Below are 16,083 nucleotides of genomic sequence, written 5' to 3' on the forward strand. Positions count from 1 at the left end.
GGGCGCCCCCCACCCCCCCCCACCACCCCCCCGCCCCCCCGGCTCCTCCCCCGGCGTCTACTCGCGCCACGTGCATCTACCCCCCCCCCGCCCGGCCGGCCCGCCCGGCCGAGGGCGAGACGTCAGTCGAGGTAGTCGCGCAGGACCTGCGAGCGGCTCGGGTGTCGCAGCTTCGACATGGTCTTCGACTCGATCTGCCGGATGCGCTCGCGCGTCACGCCGTAGACCTTGCCGATCTCGTCGAGCGTCTTAGGCTGCCCGTCGGAGAGGCCGAACCGCATCGAGACGACGCCCGCCTCGCGCTCGCTGAGGGTGTCGAGCACCTGGTGGAGCTGCTCCTGGAGGAGCGTGAAGCTCACCGCGTCGGCTGGGACGATCGCCTCGGAGTCCTCGATGAGGTCACCGAACTCGCTGTCGCCGTCCTCACCGAGCGGCGTGTGCAGCGAGATGGGCTCGCGACCGTACTTCTGGACCTCGACGACCTTCTCCGGGGTCATGTCGAGCTCCTTGGCGAGCTCCTCCGGCGTGGGCTCACGACCCAGGTCCTGCAGCATCTGCCGCTGGACGCGCGCGAGCTTGTTGATGACCTCGACCATGTGCACCGGGATACGGATGGTGCGCGCCTGGTCCGCCATCGCGCGCGTGATCGCCTGGCGGATCCACCACGTCGCGTACGTCGAGAACTTGTAGCCCTTGGTGTAGTCGAACTTCTCGACCGCACGGATCAGACCGAGGTTGCCCTCCTGGATCAGGTCCAGGAACAGCATGCCGCGACCCGTGTACCGCTTGGCCAGCGACACCACCAGACGCAGGTTCGCCTCGAGCAGGTGGTTCTTCGCGCGCTTGCCGTCGTGCGCGATCCACTGCAGCTCGCGCTTGAGCTTGCGGTCCAGGTCGTCGCCCTCGGCCGCGAGCTTCTCCTCCGCGAACAGGCCGGCCTCGATCCGCTTCGCGAGCTCGACCTCCTGCTCCGCGTTCAGCAGCGCGACCTTGCCGATCTGCTTGAGGTAGTCCTTGACCGGGTCGGCCGTCGCACCGGCGGTGACGACCTGCTGGACCGGCGCGTCGTCCTCGTCGGCGTCCGACACGACGAAGCCCGTCTCCTCGGGCTCCTCGGTCGCGGCACCGGCGGCGGGCTTCTTCGCGCCCGAGTCCGCGGCCGCGTCCTCCTCGTCCTCGGTCACGTCGATCTCGAGGTCCTCGACCTCGACCTCGGCGTCGTCCTCGGCGTCGTCCTTCTTCTTGGCGCGCGCGGGCGTCGCCTTCGCCTTGGCCGGAGCCTTCGCCGCGGTCTTGCGGGCGGCGGGCTTCGCGGGTCCGGTGGACGGCGCAGCCTCGGCCGCGTCGCCCTCGGTCGCCGAGGCGGCCTTGGTGGCGGTCGTCGTGCGACGCGTCGTCGACGACGTCGACTTCGCGGCGGCGGGCTTCGTGCGCGCGGTCGTCGTGCTGCGCGGCGATGCCGCCGCGGCGACCTTCGTCGTGGTCGGGATGTCGACCTCGACGCCGGCGCCTGCGAGCGCGCGGAAGACCGCCTTCAGCCGCTTGGCGTCGTTGACGGCGGCCTGCTCGCACGCGGTGCGGAAGCTCTCGGCGTCGACGCGACCGTTCGCGCTGCCGCGCCGCAGGAGCTCCTGCAGGGCGGGGTGCTCGAACTCTCGCGGGAGTGCGGAAATCGGGGTTGAGGGCGCCACAAACCGACCTTTCGGCAATCATGGGGGGCGGTAGGGCCGCCGGAGCGGGGACGTGAACCGTGAAGTGCGGGCTTCTCGTGGACTCTCACGGTGAGTCGTCGGGCTCTGGCGGATACCTATATTGTACCGGCGATCCGTGCACCGGACGCCGCGACACGGGGTGAGGTCGGACCTGACCGCCGCTCGGCGGTCCCGCACACCACGTCTCGGCGACGTCCGTCACCCGGGTCCTGGCCTGTACAACGGCCGGGCACCCGCGAAGATTCCCTGCTCAGGCCCCCGCGGCGCGCTCGGGCTTGACGGCCAGCACCGGGCAGGGCGCGTCGAGCAGGATGCGCTGCGCGTTCGACCCGAGGATGAGCTTGCCGACCGGGCTGCGGCGGCGCAGGCCGATGACGATGAGGTCCGCGGAGGCGCGCTCGGCTGCGCTCACGAGGTCGTCGGCGAGGTCGGACGTCCCCTGCTCGCGGCGCAGCGTCGTCCCCGTCCCCTCGAGCCGCTCCTCGACCCGGCGCAGGTCGTCCTCGTGCGCGGCGGCGAGCTCGGGCGTCGACGTCGAACCCTCCGTGACCACGACCACGAGCTCGGTGCCGCGCCGGACCGCCTCGGTGGCCGCACTGTCGAGAGCCTCGCGACCCTCGGGCGTGCTCAGGTGCGCGACGACGACGCTCATGTGTCCTCCGGATCGGCTCGTGGGCGCGGCCGGCCGCGGGCGGCGACCGCAGGTCGTGTTGCGGTCGAACCTACCCGAACCCGCGCGCCGCGGCTCACACGTCGGCGCGGATCCAGCCCGGCGGCACACCGGCGTCGAGCGCGCTCGACAGCAGGAGGGCGAGCCGGTACGTCGGGTCCTCCGCGAGCGCCTCGTCGAGCCGGCGTCCCGCCCGGGCGCCGTCCCCGTGCCACCAGGCGACCAGCGCGAGGAGCGTGAGCGCCGGCGCGGTGCTCCCGCGCGGCGCGTGGGCCACGACCGCCTCCAGCACGGTGCGGACCGGTCCCGTGACGGCCGGGTCCGGTGCCAGTCCCGCTGCCGGGTCGACGATCGACGCGATCGCGCGGGCCGTCCCGGCGTCGACGTCGCCGCCGCGCACCGTGCGGTCCGCGAGGTCGTCCGTCCCGGGCACGAGCGAGACGAGCACGGCGTCGCGCACCGGGACCGCCTCGAGCCCGGCCGCGAGCCGGCCCAGGACCGTGGCCGGAGGCAGCCCCGCCCCGGCTCGCGCGTCGGGTGCCTGGCCCCCCGCGCGGTCCCGCGCGTGCTGCGCCGCGCGGGCGACCGCCGCGCGCCACTCGGCCAGGCTCTCGACCCGACGGGCGACGGGGTCCGGATCTGCCCCGGCGTCGGTGGGGACGCCCCCGCGTGCGCGGTCCCGTACCCGCCGCGCGGCACGCGCCGCACGCCGTCGCTCGTCGGCACCCGCGCGCGGGATCCGCAGCGCCTCCTCCCGCGAGTCCGCGAGCGCCGCCCCCGCGAGGACCATGTGCGCGCCCACCTCGGTCGACTCGAGCTCGCGCAGCGGGCGCCCGCCCGGCGGGCAGCACTCGTCCTCGACGCAGTCGAGCGCGTACCAGCCGCTCGGCGCCACGACCCAGACGTCCACCGGGCCGTGGTGCGGCTCGACGGCCTCGCGGCAGTGCTCGACGGCGGCCCTCGCGACGGCGGCCTCGACGCCGCCGGACCGCAGCGGGGCGTCCGTGTAGACGACGAGGACGACTCGTTCCGCGCCGTCCGCGGCGAGGTGTCCGACGACGGACCGCGCGAGCTGCGGACCGTGCTCGAGGTCGGCCACGTCGGCCACGTCGACCCGGACGACGAGGCCGATCCGACCGCGCGGTGGGCGCAGCCCGACGAGGACGACGCTGTCCTGCGGTCGGTAGCCGAGCCGGTAGGGGACGTAGGCGAGGAGCTCGCGCGGGCCCTGGGCCCGGATCAGGGTGGTCATGAGCCCATCCCAGCCCGTCCCGGGGCCACGCGGGGAGAGCGCGCGGACGCCTGTGGACGCCCCGCGTCCGGCGACGCCCCGGAACGCGCCTGTGGTCCAGCCCCGGGGCCGGTGGTGGCTCGCGGAGGCCCGGGTGACTACGGTGTGCGCGTGCCACCACGAACCCGAGCCCGCGCGCGGCGAGCGGACCCGTCCGCTCGTGCTGCCGCCGTCGTCCTCGTCGTGGCGCTGCTCGGCACGACGCTCGCGGGCTGCCGGTCCGACCCGGACGACGTCCAGGGGGCAGCCGGGCCCCGCGGCACGCCGGAGCCCCCGGCGTCCGAGGCGGCCGGAGTCCCGGGCACGCCGCTGCCCGACTACGACGCCGCGTCTGCGGTCGGCGACCTCGTGGAGGGCTTCCCGGCGGAGCTCGTCACGGTCCCCCCGGGCGCCCAGGTGCTCGCGAGCTCGGCCAGGCCCACGGTGGACGGCACGCTCGTCGACGTCACCCTCAACCTGCGCTCCGACGAGCCCGTCGAGGCCCTCACCGCCTACTACACCGACGCGCTCGGCGCCGCCGGGTTCGAGGTGTCGCCCTCGAGCGTCCCGAGCGCGCTCACGTCCCTCACGACGTTCGTCCGGACGCCCGCCCCCGACTCCCCCACCGAGTCGCTGGCCGTCGGCGTGTTCGACGACGAGACCGAGCGCCTGGTGACGATCAGCGGGCAGGTCGCGGCCGGCTGAGGCTCCGACCGTGGTACGACGCCCCGAGGCGACCGCACCGCATAGGCTGCCCCCGTGCCGAACCCGTCGCTGCCGACCTCGTCCTCGCCCGAGCCCCTCGCCTCGGAGGCCGCTCAGAGCGTCTCCGACCCGAGCGCGAGCGCGCTCGTCGACCGGGAGGGCGTGCGCGCCGGGGTCGACGAGGCCCTGCACGTCGCGACCGCCGCGCTGCGCGCCGAGCTCTCCTCCACGCACCCCGACGCGGACCCGCTCGCCGACGCGACGGACGAGCTGGTCGCCGGCGGCAAGCGCCTGCGCGCCGCCTTCTGCTACTGGTCCTGGCGTGCGCACGGCGGCGACCCGGAGGGCCCGCACCGCGACGTCGTGCTCCGCGCGGGTGCGGCGCTCGAGCTGTTCCAGGCCGCGGCGCTCTTCCACGACGACGTCATGGACGCCTCCGACACGCGGCGCGGGCACCCGACCGCGCACCGCGCGTTCGGGGCGCGGCACCGCGCTCTCGGCTGGTCGGGCGACGCCGACCGGTACGGCGAGAACACGGCGATCCTGCTCGGCGACCTCGCGCTCATCGCGAGCCACCGCGAGCTGGGCGAGGCGCTCGACGCCCTCCCCACCGACGTCGCGACGCGGTCGCGCGTCGTGTTCGGTCGCATGCAGACCGAGGTGATCGTGGGGCAGTACCTCGACGTGCAGGCGCAGGTGCTGCCGTGGGGCGACGACCCCGCGGCCGACGAGGAGCGCGCGCGGGCCGTGATCCGGTCGAAGTCCGCGCGCTACAGCGTCGAGCACCCCATCGCGCTCGGCGCGGCGCTCGCCGGGGCCGACGACGCCGCCGTCGCCGCGACGAGCACGTTCGGGCTGCCCGTGGGCGAGGCGTTCCAGCTCCGTGACGACGTGCTCGGCGTGTTCGGGGACGCGCGCGTCACGGGCAAGCCCGCGGGCGACGACCTGCGCGAGGGCAAGCGCACGGTGCTCGTCGTGCGCGCGCTCGCCGCGGCGACGCCCGCGCAGCGCGACCTCCTGCTCACGCACCTGGGCGACCCGGACCTCGACGCGCGCACGGTCGAGGAGCTGCGCGCCGTGCTCGTCGAGACCGGTGCGCGCGACGCCGTGGAGTCGCTCATCGCCGAGCTCACCGACCGGGCGTCGTCGGCCCTCGCCGGTGCCGGGCTCGACGAGCCCGGGGCCACGATGCTCGGGCTGCTCGCACGGGCCGCCGTCGAGCGCACCGCCTGACGCGGGGTCGAGCAGCTCGGACGAGCGCGTCGGACGCGCGGGTCAGAGCTCGGACTGCGCGACGCGCCGCACGCGCGCCTTGTGGCCGCTCAGGAGCGTGTCGAACGGCGGCTCCCCCAGCTCGGCGTGCGGCGCGAACAGCCACTCGAGGATCTCGGCGTCGTCGAAGCCGGCGTCGGTGAGCACGACGATCGTGCCCTGGAGGCTCGACAGGACGCCGACCCGGCCGCTCTCGTCCGGACGGCCGGCGTTCGCCGGGTCGACCAGGTGCAGCGGCACGAGGAACCGGGCCGGGATCTGGAACGTCGTGCGCTCGCCGCGCTTCACGCCGACGACGCGTCGCTCCTGGACGATCCGGCGCACCTTGCCGACGTCGGTGCCGAGCGCCTCGGCGACGTCGGGGAGGGTCAGCCACTCGCCGACCAGGTCGTCGAGGGTCGGGCGGGGGCTGGGGTCACGGTCGGTCACCGGGCAAGCCTACGGCGTGCCTCCACACGACACCCACGCCGTGCGCGCCCTCGCTCACCGGATCGCGACGCCCGGCCACCTAGACTCTCCCCGTGGCCACCGTGACGACCGATCCTCTCGTCGGCCGCCTGGTCGACGGGCGGTACGAGGTCGTCTCGCGCATCGCGCGAGGCGGCATGGCGACGGTCTACCTGGCCGTCGACCGGCGCCTCGAGCGCGAGGTCGCGCTCAAGGTCATGCACGCCCACCTCGCCGAGGGCGCGTCGGGCGCCGACTTCGTCTCGCGCTTCCGCCGTGAGGCGCGCGCGGCGGCCCGCCTCACGCACCCCGGTCTCGTCGCCGTGTACGACCAGGGGCTCGACGGCGACACGAGCTACCTCACGATGGAGTACGTGGCGGGCTCGAACCTGCGCCGCGCGATGCTCACCGAGCGCACGCTGCCGCTCGGCCGCACGCTCGACGTGCTCGAGGACGTCCTCGACGCGCTCGCCGCCGCCCACCGCGCCGGGCTCGTGCACCGCGACATCAAGCCGGAGAACGTGCTCCTCGACACCGAGGGCCGGCTCAAGGTCACCGACTTCGGGCTCGCGCGCGCGGTCAACGAGGTCACGGCGACGACGACCGGCACCATCCTCGGGACCGTCGCCTACCTCTCCCCCGAGCTCATCGCGACGGGCGCGTGCGACGCGCGGACCGACGTCTACGCCGTGGGGATTCTCGCCTACGAGATGCTGCTGGGCACGGTCCCGCACACCGGCACGACCCCGATCCAGGTCGCGTTCCAGCACGTCAACAACGACGTGCCACCGCCCTCGGACGTCGCCCCGTGGATCCCGCCGGAGGTCGACGACCTGCTCTGCGCGCTCGCCGCGCGCGACCCCGCCGACCGCCCCGCCGACGCCGGCGCCGCCCTCGCGCTCGTCCGCTCGGTCCGGGCGGAGCTCGACCCAGCCGACCTCGAGCGGCGCGTCGACCCGCCCGCGGCCGCGGGCGCCGTCGGCCCCGCCCAGGGCGCGGAGCCTGGCCCGACGGCGGAGCACCGTTCGGCCGCGACCGCACCCCTCGCCGCGCTCAGCCTCCAGGACCGCGAGGCCGCCGGCCTCACGGAGCCGCTCGCCGTGGGCCACGTCGTCGCCCCGACGACACGGCCTGGCCCGCCACCGCCTCCGGCTCCGCCGGCCACGGCCCGACGTCGCGGGCGAGGTCGTGCCCTCGTGTGGTCGCTCGTCGTCCTGCTCGTCCTGGCGGGCGTCGGTGGCGGCGCGGCCTGGTGGTTCTCGTCCGGGCCGGGCGCGTACACGCAGGTCCCCGACGGCCTCGTCGAGGTGTCCCGGACCGAGGCCGCAGCGATCCTCGACGGGGCGAACCTCGACCACACGGTCGAGGAGCGCTACGACGACACCGTGCCCGAGGGTGCCGTCGTCGAGACCGACCCTCCGTCCGGCGAGCCGGTGCGCAAGGACGGGAGCGTCCTGCTCGTCGTCTCGAAGGGCGTGCGGATGCTCACGGTGCCGACCGGCCTCGTGGGCGCCACGCAGGTGGACGCCACGTCGGCGCTCGAGGGCGCGGACCTGACGGTCGGCGATCCCGTCGCCCAGGCGCACGACGAGGTCCCGGCGGGCCAGGTCATGGCTGTGACCGACGCCGACGGCAACGCGATCGAGGAGGGCGCCACGATCCGGCACGACGTGCCCGTCGTGCTCACGGTCTCGTCCGGCCCGGCGCCCGTCGTCGTCCCGCAGGTCACGGGCTCTCAGAAGGACGCCGCGGTCAAGGCCCTGGAGGACCAGGGCCTCGTGCCCGCGGTCACCGAGGAGTACTCGGAGTCCGTCGCCGCGGGTCTCGTGATCCGTCAGGACCCGGAGCAGGGCAGCGACGCGCACCGGACGGACACTGTGAACGTCGTCGTCTCGCTCGGGCCCCCGCTCGTCGATGTACCGAACGTCAACACCAGCAACGTCACGGACGCCGAGAAGGCCCTGAAGGATGCGGGCTTCCAGGTCGAGATCCGCTACCCACAGGGCATCCACCCGCTCAACATCGTTTACGCCCAGGACCCGCCGGGCGGCGACGGCCGGACCGCGCCCAAGGGCTCGACGATCGTCATCAACGTCTTCTGACGCGACGGCGAGCCGTCAACGACGCAGCATCTCCGCGACCTGGAACGCCATCTCCAGCGACTGCTGGTGGTTGAGCCGAGGGTCGACGAGCGTCTCGTACCGCAGGGCCAGGCCCGCGTCGTCGATCTCCTCGCTGCCGCCGAGCACCTCGGTGACGTCGTCGCCCGTGAGCTCGACGTGCAGCCCGCCGGGGACGGTGCCCGCGGCGCGGTGCACCTCGAAGAACCCGCGGACCTCGTCGAGCACGTCGTCGAAGCGACGCGTCTTGTAACCGCTCGCGGACGTGATGGTGTTGCCGTGCATCGGGTCGGTGACCCACGTGACGGGCACGCCGGCCCGCGAGACGGCCTCGACGAGCGGCGGCAGCGCGTCGCGCACGTTCCCCGCGCCCATGCGCGTGACGAACGTCAGGCGACCCTCGACGTCGTCCGGGTTGAGCCGGTGCGCGAGCTCCAGCGCGACGTCGGGCGTCGTGGTCGGCCCGAGCTTGACGCCGATCGGGTTCGCGACGCGCGACAGGAAGTCGACGTGCGCGCCGTCGAGCTGGCGCGTGCGCTCGCCGATCCACAGGAAGTGGGCCGACGTGTCGTACGCGTCGCCCGTGCGCGTGTCACGGCGCGTGAGCGCGCGCTCGTAGTCCAGGACGAGGGCCTCGTGGCTGACGAAGAACTCGACCGTGCGCAGGGCGTCGAAGTCGGCGCCGCACGCGTCCATGAAGCGGATCGCGCGGTCGATCTCCGACGCCGTCTGCTCGTAGCGCGCGTAGGCGGGGTTCCGCATGAAGCCGCGGTTCCACTCGTGGACCTGGCGCAGGTCGGCGAACCCGCCGGTCGTGAAGGCCCGCACGACGTTCCACGTGGCCGACGAGATCTGGTACGCCTGCACGAGGCGCTCCGGGTCGGGCACGCGCGCCTCGGGCGTGAACGCGTGCCCGTTGATCATGTCGCCCCGGTAGGCGGGCAGCGTCACGCCGTCGCGCGTCTCCGAGTCGGAGCTGCGCGGCTTGGCGTACTGCCCGGCCATCCGGCCCATCTTCACGACGGGCATGCTCGCCCCGTGCGTGAGGATGACCGCCATCTGGAGGATCGTGCGGATCTTGTTGCGGATGCGGTCGGCGTTCGCCTCGGCGAACGTCTCGGCGCAGTCGCCCCCCTGGAGGAGGAACGCCTCGCCCCGCCCGGCCGCGGCCAGGCGGGAGCGCAGCGTGTCGGCCGCGGCGGGCACCACGAGCGGCGCGGAGGCCGCCAGCCGGTCCCGGACGGCGTCGAGCGCCGCCTCGTCCGGCCACGTCGGCTGCTGGAGCGCGACGAGCGTGCGGAAGTGGTCGAGCCCGGCGTCGGTCCCCGGCTCGCTCGTGGTGGTCATCCCGTGGTCCGGATCAGTGCGCGGCAGGTGCCGCGGCGACGAGCGGCTGGCCGATGCCCTCGAGGAGCTCGCCGAACCACTGCTGCGTGACGTCGAACGCCTTGCCGCCGGCGATGCGCGGGAACTCGATCGCGCGCAGGCGGTCGCCGTTCTCCTCGTCGTGCCCGATGACGCCGGACTCGCCGCGCAGCGCGCACTCGACCGCGAGGTCGGTCATCGACTTGATGAGGCGCAGGTCCTCGGCGTTCGCGGCCGCGGCGCGCGAGAAGTAGCCGGACTTCTGGACCATGACCTTCTCGGCGCCCAGCTTGTCGGCGAACTGCTTGGCGAACCACTGGCCCGGGTTGACGGTGTCGAGCTTCACGTGGCCGAACGGGTCTCGCTGGACCTCCTCGCCGGCCGCCTCGAGCTGCGCGACGATCTCGTGCATGCCGGCGCCCTCGGACAGGAAGATGTTCACGTTCCCCTGCTCGTCCATGATCGCCTTGAGGCGCTCGGCCTCGGCGTCGATGTCGAGCGCGAGCTCCGGCAGGAAGACGGCGTGGACGTCCCAGCGCTCGCGCGACAGGCCGAGGGCCGGGGCCCACTCCTGCGCGTCGAGCCACTTGCGGTACTCGGCCGCGGACGCGGCGGTGAGCCACCCGCAGTGGCGGCCCATGACCTCGTGCACGATGAGCATGCGCGGGCCCGAGCGGTGCTCGCCGATGACGTTCGCCGCGAAGCCCGCGGCCTCCTCGGCGGCGGTCCACGCGCCGAGCGACTGACGGATCGGGATCACGTCGTTGTCGATCGTCTTCGGCAGGCCCACGACGGTGAGCTCGTAGCCGTTGTCGTGCAGGTACGCCGCGAGGTCGGCGGCGGTCGTGTTGGTGTCGTCGCCGCCGATCGTGTGCAGCACGTCGACGCCGTCCGCCTTGAGCTGCTCCGCGGCGACCTGCAGCGGGTCCTGGCCCTCTTCGACGAGGCCGCGCTTGACGCAGTCGGCCGCGTTGGTGAGCTTGACGCGCGAGTTGCCGATCGGCGAGCCGCCGAAGCGGTGCAGGATGCCGGCCTGCTTGCGGCCCTCCTCGTCCACCACGATCTTCGTGCCGGTCAGCAGGCCGTGGTAGCCGTACTGGTAGGCGATGATCTCGATCTCCGGGTCGAGCTCCGTGTACCGCTCGATGAGACCCCCGACGGCGGAGGACAGGCACGGGGCGAAACCGCCCGCGGTGAGGAGGGCGACGCGACGAACCGACATGTGAACTCAGAACCTCTCGTAGGACGGATCCTGGCCGGACGGACGCGGTCCGGCGGGGTGGCGGCGACGGCGGCGGGCACGTACCCCGCGAGGGGCACCACGAGCACTGCGCGACCGGCCGTCGCTCAGTCTACTGACGTCGCGCCGGGCTCCGGCGGCGGTTCCGGGACCTGGACGTCGGGGGCCGGACGGCCGCCGGGCGCCCCGCCCGCCTCCTCGGACTCCGTGTGCCCCGCGGCGAGGCGCGCCTTGGCCGTCGCGGCGTAGATGTCGACGTACTCCTGGCCGGACAACCGCATGATCGCGTACTGGATCTCGTCGGCGACGGCGCGCAGGATGAAGCGGTCGTTCTCCATGCCGCGGTACCGCGAGAAGTCGAGCGGCTCGCCGACGACGATCCCGATACGCATGGGCTTGGGGATGACCTTGCCGATCGGCTGGGCGATGTTCGTACCCACCATCGCGACCGGCACCACGGGGGCGCCCGACTCGAGCGCGAGGCGCGCGACGCCCGTCTTGCCGCGGTACAGCCGGCCGTCGGGGCTGCGCGTGCCCTCGGGGTAGATGCCGAACAGGTCGCCCTCGCGCAGGACGCGCAGGCCGGTCTCGAGCGCGGCCTCGCTCGCCTTGCCGCCGGCCCGGTCGACGGGGATCGTGCCGACGCCGCGCATGAACCCGGCCGTCAGGCGCCCCTTGACCCCCGTGCCCGTGAAGTAGTCGGACTTGCCGAGGAACTGGACCTTGCGGTCGAGGACGAGCGGCAGGATGAACGAGTCGATCACCGCGAGGTGGTTGCTCGCGAGGATCGCACCGCCCTCGTCCGGCACGTGCTCGACACCCCGCGTCCAGGGACGGTACAGGACCCGCAGGATCGGGCCGACCATCACCTGCTTCATGAACCAGTAGAACAACGTTCCTCCTCGCGGGGTCCCGGCGCGGGACACGCATCCGACTCTAGAGTGATTCCTATGGCCGCACCGAACGCCCAGCCGGACTCCCCGCAGCCCGACGACGCACCCGACCCCACGCCCGACGACGCGTCGCGGGGCCCGGAGCGCCCCGGTCCCGACGACGAGGGTGCCCGGCAGGACGACGCGCCGCAGGAGCCGGCCCTCGACGTCGACGCGCAGTGGGCCGGCATCGTGGCCGAGCTCTCCGACCTGTCCGACCTCGACCGTGACGCCGCGCGCCGCCCCGAGGACGGAGACGAGCCCGCCGACGCCCCGGACGGGCCCGCGCCGTCGCCGCGCGACGGCCGCGACGTGCTCGGGTCCGTCCCGGTCGCGCCGTGGGTCCGCACCAGCGGTCCCCGCGACTGGCCGACGACGCCGGAGGTCGAGGACCTCGAGGAGGCCGAGAGCCACTTCGTGCCGCCGGACCCGCCGCTCGTGCTCGGCCGCGACCCGCTCCTCACCATGGCCTGGGCCTTGGTCGTCGGCGTGCCGATCCTCCTGCTGGTCGTGCTCGTCGTGGTGCGTCCGTACCCGGTGATCGTCGCGCAGGTGGGCGGCGGGGCGTTCCTGGCCGGGCTCGCGATCCTGCTCTGGCGGATGCCCCACCGCCGGGACGACGACGGGGGCCCGGGCGCCGTCGTCTGACGCCCGGGCCTCGCCCGCACCTGGTCGCGCCGCCCCGTCGGCCGGTCGTCAGCGGTCAGCGGCGCGCCAGGTCCGCCGCGCCGACGATCCCGGCCTCGTTGCCGTGCTCGGCGAGCTCGATGCGCGCCTCGGGACGGTGGCCACGGGCGGAGAGCTGGTCCGCGAACGCGCGGCGCACCGGCTGGAGCAGCAGGTCGCCGGCCGCGCCGACGCCGCCGCCGATGACGATGAGCTCCGGGTCGAGCAGCGCCGTCACCGAGGCCGCGCCCTCGCCGATCCAGCGGCCGAGGTTCGCGAGCAGCTCGACCGCGAGGTCGTCGCCCTCCTGCGCGGCCTGCGTGATCTGGGGGCCGTTGAGCTTGTCCGGGTCCCCGGCGCAGATCTCCAGGAGGCGCGTCGCGCGGTCCGGCTGGGCGATGAGCGCGTTCTGCCCGTCGCGCACCAGGGCGCGCCCGGACGCGTACTGCTCCCAGCAGCCCTCGTGGCCGCAGCCGCAGTAGTGGCCGCCCGGGACGACGCGCATGTGCCCCACCTCGGCGGCGACGCCCCACTTGCCGCGCACGAGCTCGCGGTCGACGACGATCGCGCCGCCGAGGCCGGTCCCGACCGTCAGCATGAGCATGTCGGTCGCGTCGCGCCCGACGCCGAACTGGAACTCGGCCCAGCCCGCGGCGTTCGCGTCGTTCTCGACGACGATCGACACGTCGGAGTCGCCGATGAGCTCGCGCACGTTCCTCGCGAGGGGGTACTCGCGCCACGCGATGTTCGGCGCGAAGAGCACGGACGTGCGGTCGGGGCTGACGAAGCCGGCCGCGGCCAGGCCCATCGCGCCCACCTCGTGCTCGGCGGTCAGCTCGGCATACACGTCGGCGATGGCACGGTCGATGCTCGCGACGTCGTCGGGCTCGGTGTCGCGGCGCGTCTGGACGAGGATCTCGCCCTTCTCGTCGACGACCCCGGCCGCGATCTTCGTCCCGCCGATGTCCACACCGATGGCGTGCATGTCCCGTCCTCACTCGCTCGGTAACCGCTGACTAACCGCTGGCTGGATGCCTCACGCTGCGGGTGCTGCCCGCGCACGGGCGACGCACGACGACGGCTCGCGACCCCGCGCCCGGGTCGTCCTGCCGGAACTCCGCGCCCGCGCGAAACGTTGCGCAAGCAGCGCACAGCACCTGAAGCCTACCGACATCGACAGGTCCCGGGCACACACCGCCACTGGGTAGGGTTCTCCCACCGTCGACTACTGCCACTGGAGCCAGAATGGACGAGATCAGCGCCCCACGGATCGTCGAAGTCGATCCCTCGAAGAACCTCAACGACCTGCTCGCGAGCCGCGTCGCGGCCGACCCGGCGGCGCCGATGGTCGAGCGCCGCGTCGGCACCGACGGTGCGTGGCAGGCTCTCAGCGCCCGCGGGTTCGACGCCGAGGTCGTCGCCGTGGCGAAGGGGCTCGTCGCGCGCGGCATCCAGCCCGGCGACCACGTGGGCATCATGTCGCGCACGCGCTACGAGTGGACGCTCCTGGACTGGGCCACGTGGGCGGCAGGCGCCGTGCCGGTGCCGCTCTACGAGACGTCGAGCGCCGAGCAGGTGCAGTGGATCCTCTCGGACGCCGACGTCCGGCTGCTCGTCGTCGAGACCGAGGCGCACGCGGCGACCGTCGGCGAGGTGCGCGACCAGGTCCCCGCGCTGTCCGACGTCCTCGCGATCGACTCGGGCGCGATCGCGACCCTGACCGCCGACGGCGCGGAGGTCGAGGACGCGGAGATCGCCCGCCGCAGGGGCCTGGCGAACCTGGCCGACGTCGCGACGATCATCTACACGTCCGGGACCACCGGGCGGCCCAAGGGCGCGGAGCTCACGCACGAGAACTTCTACTCGCTCACGGTCAACGCCGTGAAGGCGGTGCCCGAGGTGTTCGGTGAGCCGGGCGGTCGCACGCTGCTCTTCATGCCGCTCGCGCACGTGTTCGCGCGGTTCATCGGCGTGCTCGTCGTCGCCGGCGGCACGGTGCTGGGACACACTCCCGACACGAAGACGCTGCTCGACGACCTCGGCACCTTCAAGCCGACGTACATCCTCTCGGTGCCGCGCGTGTTCGAGAAGGTCTACAACTCGTCCGAGCAGAAGGCCGCGGCGGGCGGCAAGCTGAAGATCTTCCACTGGGCCGCCGCGACGGCGATCGCGTACTCCCGGGCGCTCGACGAGCCGTCCGGCCCCGGCATCGGGCTGCGCCTCCAGCACAAGGTCGCCGACGCGCTCGTGTTCAAGAAGCTCCGCCACGCGCTCGGCGGCCGCGCGAAGTACGCGGTCTCCGGCGGCGCGCCGCTCGGCGAGCGGCTCGGGCACTTCTACCGGGGCATCGGCGTGCGCATCCTCGAGGGCTACGGGCTCACCGAGTCGACGGCGCCGACGTGCGTCAACCGCCCCGCGACCACGAAGATCGGGACCGTCGGCGAGCAGCTCCCGGGCTGCGCGGCGCGCATCGCCGAGGACGGCGAGATCCTGCTCAAGGGCGACCACATCTTCCGCGGCTACCACAACAACGAGCAGGCCACGGCGGACGCGTTCGTCGACGGCTGGTTCCGCACGGGCGACCTCGGCTCGCTCGACGAGGACGGGTTCCTGCGCATCACGGGCCGCAAGAAGGAGATCATCGTGACCGCGGGCGGCAAGAACGTCGCCCCCGCCGTCCTCGAGGACCGCATCCGCGCCCACGCGCTGGTCTCCCAGTGCGTCGTCGTCGGCGACCAGAAGCCCTTCATCGGCGCGCTCGTCACGCTCGACCCCGAGGGGCTGCCGGGCTGGGCGAGCATGCACGGCAAGGATCCGATGTCGATCCAGGACGCGGCGAAGGACCCCGACGTGCTCGCCGCCCTCGACGCCGCCGTGACGCGCGCCAACCAGGCCGTGTCGCGGGCCGAGTCCATCCGCAAGTTCACCGTGCTCACCACCGACTTCACGGTCGAGAACGGCTACCTCACGCCGTCGCTCAAGGTGAAGCGCGGCGAGGTGCTCAAGGACTTCGCGGCCGACGTGGAGGCGATCTACGTGGACGGTCCCGCCCCGGTCCGCTGACGCCCGACGGTCGTCGACGACACCCGTACGGCCCTCCCCGGCACCCGCCGGGGAGGGCCGTCGGCGTTCAGCGGCGCGCGAGCCGCGCGAGGAGCGCCTGCGCCGGGAGGCACACCGCGCCCATCGCCTGCACGTCGTCCGACACCGCACGGTCGCTCGTCACCACGACCACCGGTCGGCCCGCGGGCTCGGCGGCGACCAGGCGACGGATGAGGTCGTCGGCGATCTCGCCCGACGAGAAGAGGACGCGCACGCCGCGCGGGGCGTGCACGGGACGGGCGGCGACGTCGGCGCCGTCGAAGCACACCGTGACCTCGGTACCTCCCACCGCGACGCGCAGGAGTCCGTTGAGGAGCCGGTCGCGCTGCTCGGCGAGCGTGAGCTCGCCGAAGCCGGTCTTGGTCACGTTGTAGCCGTCGACGACGAGGTGGGTGCGCGGGACGGAGAGAAGGTCGCCGAGCAGCGCGGGGTCGTCCGCCGCGCGGCCCCCCGCCCCCGCCCGCGGGCGCGCGGCCCCCCCGCGCCCCTCGGACGTGACCGCCGCCTACCCCGGCGGCGCGGAGCCCGGGGATGCGGGGCACCGGTTGGCCGGCCCCGGGGTGGGGGGGCCCGCCGCGGACG

14 protein-coding genes are annotated in these 16,083 nt (G+C 74.0%); 5 read left to right on the forward strand and 9 right to left on the reverse strand.

Annotation, left to right across the window (positions count from 1 at the left end; translation table 11 throughout):
• Positions 1-122 precede the first annotated feature (122 nt).
• From ACFWH7_RS09000 to ACFWH7_RS09010, 3 genes are all read right to left on the reverse strand, one after another.
• Positions 123-1,691 (reverse strand): RNA polymerase sigma factor, encoded by a 1,569-nt coding sequence (locus ACFWH7_RS09000; RefSeq protein ID WP_378216165.1) that lies wholly within the window; start codon positions 1,689-1,691, stop codon positions 123-125.
• A gap of 271 nt (positions 1,692-1,962) precedes the next feature.
• Positions 1,963-2,364 (reverse strand): universal stress protein, encoded by a 402-nt coding sequence (locus tag ACFWH7_RS09005; protein ID WP_047233156.1) that lies wholly within the window; start codon positions 2,362-2,364, stop codon positions 1,963-1,965.
• Positions 2,365-2,458: 94 nt separating this feature from the next.
• Positions 2,459-3,634, reverse strand: coding sequence for a DUF4192 family protein (locus ACFWH7_RS09010; RefSeq protein WP_378216166.1), 1,176 nt, complete (start codon positions 3,632-3,634; stop codon positions 2,459-2,461).
• Between the two features lie 150 nt (positions 3,635-3,784).
• Between ACFWH7_RS09010 and ACFWH7_RS09015 the strand changes: the two genes are divergently transcribed.
• Both ACFWH7_RS09015 and ACFWH7_RS09020 read left to right on the forward strand, forming a co-directional pair.
• On the forward strand, positions 3,785-4,357 hold the full coding sequence (locus tag ACFWH7_RS09015; protein ID WP_378216167.1) for a hypothetical protein: 573 nt from the start codon (positions 3,785-3,787) through the stop codon (positions 4,355-4,357).
• 54 nt (positions 4,358-4,411) lie between these two features.
• A complete protein-coding gene (locus tag ACFWH7_RS09020) occupies positions 4,412-5,590 on the forward strand; it encodes a polyprenyl synthetase family protein (protein ID WP_378216168.1) in 1,179 nt (392 codons plus the stop codon).
• A gap of 42 nt (positions 5,591-5,632) precedes the next feature.
• Here ACFWH7_RS09020 and ACFWH7_RS09025 read toward each other — a convergent pair whose 3' ends face one another.
• Entirely contained in the window at positions 5,633-6,058 is a 426-nt protein-coding gene (locus ACFWH7_RS09025) for an Rv2175c family DNA-binding protein (protein WP_053371271.1), read from the reverse strand.
• A 92-nt stretch (positions 6,059-6,150) separates the two neighbouring features.
• On the opposite strand from ACFWH7_RS09025, the gene pknB reads away from it, so the two are divergent.
• Positions 6,151-8,178 carry a Stk1 family PASTA domain-containing Ser/Thr kinase gene (gene pknB, locus ACFWH7_RS09030; RefSeq protein ID WP_378216169.1) on the forward strand — a complete coding sequence of 676 codons (2,028 nt, stop codon included), beginning with the start codon at positions 6,151-6,153 and terminating at the stop codon, positions 8,176-8,178.
• 15 nt (positions 8,179-8,193) lie between these two features.
• Here the strand turns inward: pknB and ACFWH7_RS09035 are convergent, their stop codons facing one another.
• The 3 genes from ACFWH7_RS09035 to ACFWH7_RS09045 all read right to left on the reverse strand — a co-directional run bounded on the left by ACFWH7_RS09035 (position 8,194) and on the right by ACFWH7_RS09045 (position 11,679).
• Entirely contained in the window at positions 8,194-9,543 is a 1,350-nt protein-coding gene (locus ACFWH7_RS09035; RefSeq protein ID WP_047233160.1) for a class II 3-deoxy-7-phosphoheptulonate synthase, read from the reverse strand.
• A 13-nt stretch (positions 9,544-9,556) separates the two neighbouring features.
• Positions 9,557-10,783, reverse strand: a complete 1,227-nt coding sequence (locus ACFWH7_RS09040; RefSeq protein ID WP_378216170.1) for a pyrophosphate--fructose-6-phosphate 1-phosphotransferase — start codon at positions 10,781-10,783, stop codon at positions 9,557-9,559.
• A 125-nt stretch (positions 10,784-10,908) separates the two neighbouring features.
• Positions 10,909-11,679: a lysophospholipid acyltransferase family protein gene (locus ACFWH7_RS09045; RefSeq protein WP_378216174.1), complete on the reverse strand. Its 771-nt coding sequence runs from the start codon at positions 11,677-11,679 to the stop codon at positions 10,909-10,911.
• A 72-nt stretch (positions 11,680-11,751) separates the two neighbouring features.
• Between ACFWH7_RS09045 and ACFWH7_RS09050 the strand changes: the two genes are divergently transcribed.
• Positions 11,752-12,381: a hypothetical protein gene (locus tag ACFWH7_RS09050; protein WP_378216171.1), complete on the forward strand. Its 630-nt coding sequence runs from the start codon at positions 11,752-11,754 to the stop codon at positions 12,379-12,381.
• 55 nt (positions 12,382-12,436) lie between these two features.
• Here the strand turns inward: ACFWH7_RS09050 and ACFWH7_RS09055 are convergent, their stop codons facing one another.
• Positions 12,437-13,384, reverse strand: a complete 948-nt coding sequence (locus tag ACFWH7_RS09055) for an ROK family glucokinase (RefSeq protein WP_141387949.1) — start codon at positions 13,382-13,384, stop codon at positions 12,437-12,439.
• A gap of 260 nt (positions 13,385-13,644) precedes the next feature.
• Here ACFWH7_RS09055 and ACFWH7_RS09060 point away from each other — a divergent pair, with 260 nt between their 5' ends.
• Positions 13,645-15,462 (forward strand): AMP-dependent synthetase/ligase, encoded by a 1,818-nt coding sequence (locus ACFWH7_RS09060; protein ID WP_378216173.1) that lies wholly within the window; start codon positions 13,645-13,647, stop codon positions 15,460-15,462.
• A 67-nt stretch (positions 15,463-15,529) separates the two neighbouring features.
• Here ACFWH7_RS09060 and ACFWH7_RS09065 read toward each other — a convergent pair whose 3' ends face one another.
• Positions 15,530-15,925, reverse strand: a complete 396-nt coding sequence (locus tag ACFWH7_RS09065) for an NYN domain-containing protein (protein ID WP_378216175.1) — start codon at positions 15,923-15,925, stop codon at positions 15,530-15,532.
• Between the last annotated feature and the right edge of the window lie 158 nt (positions 15,926-16,083).

The organism is Cellulosimicrobium cellulans (assembly GCF_042723955.1).
Classification (GTDB): Bacteria; Actinomycetota; Actinomycetes; order Actinomycetales; family Cellulomonadaceae; genus Cellulosimicrobium; species Cellulosimicrobium cellulans_H.